The 3,553-nt window shown below is 68.8% G+C and carries 1 protein-coding gene; it reads left to right on the plus strand.

The annotated features are described in order from the left end of the window. Positions 1-64: 64 nt before the first annotated feature. Positions 65-3,337 (plus strand): efflux RND transporter permease subunit, encoded by a 3,273-nt coding sequence (locus tag MBTS_RS21665; RefSeq protein WP_192216452.1) that lies wholly within the window; start codon positions 65-67, stop codon positions 3,335-3,337. Positions 3,338-3,553: the final 216 nt, after the last annotated feature.

Raw genomic sequence — 3,553 nt, forward strand, 5'->3', positions numbered from 1 at the left:
CCGCAGAGGGGGGAGGGAGCAGGTGCCCAGGCCCGGCCCCTCGCCCGGTCACGGCGCCCCGCCCATGAACGTCTCCGAGCCGTTCATCCGCCGCCCGGTCGCCACCACGCTGCTCACCATCGGGGTGCTGCTGGCGGGGATCTTCGCGTTCTTCAAGCTGCCGGTGGCGCCGCTGCCGCAGGTGGATTTCCCCGTCATCCTGGTCCAGGCGCAGATGGCCGGGGCCTCGCCCGAGACCATGGCGACGACGGTGGCCGCGCCCCTGGAGCGGCGGCTCGGCATCATCGCCGACGTGGGCGAGATGACCTCCACCAGTTCCGTCGGGACGGTGCGGATCGTCCTGATGTTCAATCTCAACCGCGACATCGACGGGGCCGCCCGCGACGTGCAGGCGGCGATCAACGCCGCGCGGGCCGACCTGCCCACCGCCCTGCGCTCGAACCCCACCTACCGCAAGTTCAACCCGGCCGATGCGCCGATCCTGATCCTCGGGCTGACCTCGAACACCCTGTCGCCGGGCCAGCTCTACGATTCCGCCGCCACGGTGGTGCAGCAGAAGATGTCCCAGCTCCCCGGGGTGGGGAACGTCGATATCGGCGGCTCCTCGCTTCCGGCGGTGCGGGTCGAGCTCGATCCCACCGCCCTATACAATTACGGGATCGGCCTCGAAGGGGTGCGCGCGGCGATCGCCTCGGCCAATGCCAATTCGCCGAAAGGGGCGATCGAGACCGACACCCGCCACTACCAGCTTTACGCCAACGACCAGGGCCGGGTGGCGGCGGATTACCGCGACATCGTCGTGGCCTACCGCAACGGGGCCGGCGTGCGCCTCACCGATGTAGGCAAGGTCGAGGATTCGGTGGAGGACAAGCGCAACCTCGGCCTCGTCAACGGCCGGCCGGGCGTGATCCTGTTCATCTACAAGCAGCCCGGCTCCAACGTTGTCGATACGATCAAGGCGGTTGAGGCGGCGCTGCCGCAGGTGAAGGCCGCGCTGCCCGGCGACATCGACCTCACCGTCACCGGCGACCGCAGCGCCACCATCCGCGCCTCCCTCACCGAGACCGAGGAGACCCTGGTCATCGCGGTCGTCCTCGTCATCGGCGTGGTCTTCGCCTTCCTGCGCTCCGGCCGGGCGACCCTGATCCCGGCGGTGGCCGTGCCGATCTCGATCATCGGCACCTTCTCGGCCATGTACCTGCTGGATTACAGCCTCGACATCCTGTCGCTGATGGCCCTCATCATCGCCACCGGCTTCGTGGTGGACGACGCCATCGTCGTCCTGGAGAACATCCAGCGCCATATCGAGCTCGGCAAGCCGAGGCTGGAGGCCGCCCTCATCGGGGCGAAGGAGGTCGGCTTCACCGTCATCTCCATGAGCCTGTCGCTGATCGCGGTGTTCATCCCGATCCTGCTGATGGGGGGGATCGTCGGGCGACTGTTCGAGGAATTCGCCGTGACCCTGTCCCTGGCGATCCTGATCTCCCTGGTGCTCTCGCTCACCACCACGCCGATGATGTGCGCGCTGCTGCTCAAGCGCGAAAGCGTGCCGGAGGGAGAGGCGCCGCGCCGCCCCAACCTGCTGATCCGGGGGCTGGAAGGCGCCTTCGAGGGAACGCTGCGCGCCTATGAGCGAACCCTGCGGATCGCCCTCACTCATCGCCGCCTGGTGCTGCTCACGCTGTTCGCGACGATCGGGCTCAACGTCTATCTCTACATCATCGTCCCCAAGGGTTTCTTCCCCGAGCAGGATACGGGTCAGATGATGGGCGGCATCCAGGCCGACCAGCGCATCTCGTTCCAGGCGATGAAGCAGAAGCTGGAACAGGCTACCGCCATCGTGCAGGCCGATCCGGCGGTGGACAGCGTCGTCGGCTTCACGGGCGGGCGCGCCACCAACTCGGCCAACGTCTTCGTGGGCCTCAAACCCCGGGGCGAGCGCGCCTCGATCACCGAGGTGATGACCCGCCTGCGCCCCAAACTCGCGCAGGTGGCCGGCGCCCGGCTGTTCCTGTTCCCGCGCCAGGACCTGCGCATGGGCGGGCGGCAGAGCTTCGCGCAGTACCAGTACACCCTGCAGGGCGACACGGCCGACGAACTCTATGCGGCGGCCCCCCGGCTCGTGGAGGCGCTGCAGAAGAACCCGGTCTTCTCGGACGTCACCTCCGACCAGCAGGAGGGCGGGCTGGAGAGCCGCCTCGTCATCGACCGGGCCACCGCCTACCGCTACGGCATCACGCCCGATAAGATCGACAACACCCTCTACGACGCCTTCGGCCAGCGGCAGGTCTCGACGATCTACAACCCGCTCAACCAGTACCACGTCGTGATGGAGATCGCGCCGCGCTACCTGCAGAGCCCGGAGACGTTGAAGACCGTCTTCGTCTCGACCTCGGGCGGCAAGGCGCGGGGCTCGGCCATCACCAACGCGGTGGCCGGGACCGTGGCGGGGGCCGCGACGACGGGGACGACGGCCTCCACCATCGCCGCCGATTCCGCCCGCAACGCCGCCTCCAACGCCATCGCGGGCGGGGCGGGCGCCTCCTCCAGCGCGCCCGTTTCGAGCGCCAAGGAGACCATGATCCCGCTCTCGGCCTTCGCCCGGGTGGAGACCGGCAACGCGCCCGTGCAGGTGAGCCACCAGGGCCTGTTCGTGGCCACCACGCTCTCGTTCAACCTGGCGCCGGGCAAGAGCCTGTCTGACGCCACCGCCGCCATCGAGGAGGCCGAGGCGCAATTGCGCCTGCCGGCCACGATCCACGGCGAATTCGCGGGCGCGGCCAAGACCTTCCAGGCCTCGTCCTCGCGCCAGCCCCTGCTGATTCTGGCGGCTTTGCTGGCCGTCTACACGATCCTCGGGATCCTCTACGAGAGCTTCGTCCATCCGGTGACGATCCTCTCGACGCTGCCCTCGGCCGGTATCGGCGCGCTGCTGGCGCTCCTCGTCTCGGGCACGGAATTCACCATCATCGCCCTCATCGCGGTGTTCCTGCTCATCGGCATCGTCAAGAAGAACGCCATCATGATGATCGACGTGGCGCTGGACGCCGAGCGCACGCGCGGGGCCACACCGAAGGACGCGATCTTCGAGGCCTGCCTCTTGCGCTTCCGGCCGATCATGATGACAACGCTGGCGGCCCTGCTCGGCGCCCTGCCTCTCATCCTCGCCGGGGGCGAAGGCTCGGAAATGCGCCGCCCCCTGGGCATCGCCATCGCCGGCGGCCTGATCGTGAGCCAGATCCTGACCCTCTACACCACGCCCGTCGTCTACCTCTATCTCGACCGCCTCCGCCGGCGGAAGCCGACGCCCGGCGTTTCGGTGAGCCCGGCCGAATGAGCGGGCGTGACCGGACGATGCGACCCGCGCGTAGCAACCCTCCCCCCAAGGACCTCGGGCTTGCCCGAGATCTGTCTTTGGCTGGCCAAGTCGGGCAGACCCGACTTGGTGCGGGGGAGGGTGCCTGCGGAGCAGGCGGGAGAGGGGGCGACCTCTCCGGATACGGCGCGCCCCTCTCCCGACCCTCGCTGACGCGAGGGCCACCCTCTCCCGCAG

Origin of the sequence: Methylobacterium bullatum, from assembly GCF_014845095.1 — a bacterium.
GTDB classification, from domain to species: domain Bacteria; phylum Pseudomonadota; class Alphaproteobacteria; order Rhizobiales; family Beijerinckiaceae; genus Methylobacterium; species Methylobacterium bullatum.

Bases quoted from the DNA above. Each gene is read 5' to 3' on its own strand.
- MBTS_RS21665 (WP_192216452.1), top strand. From the start codon at position 65: ATGAACGTCTCCGAGCCGTTCATCCGCCGCCCGGTCGCCACCACGCTG.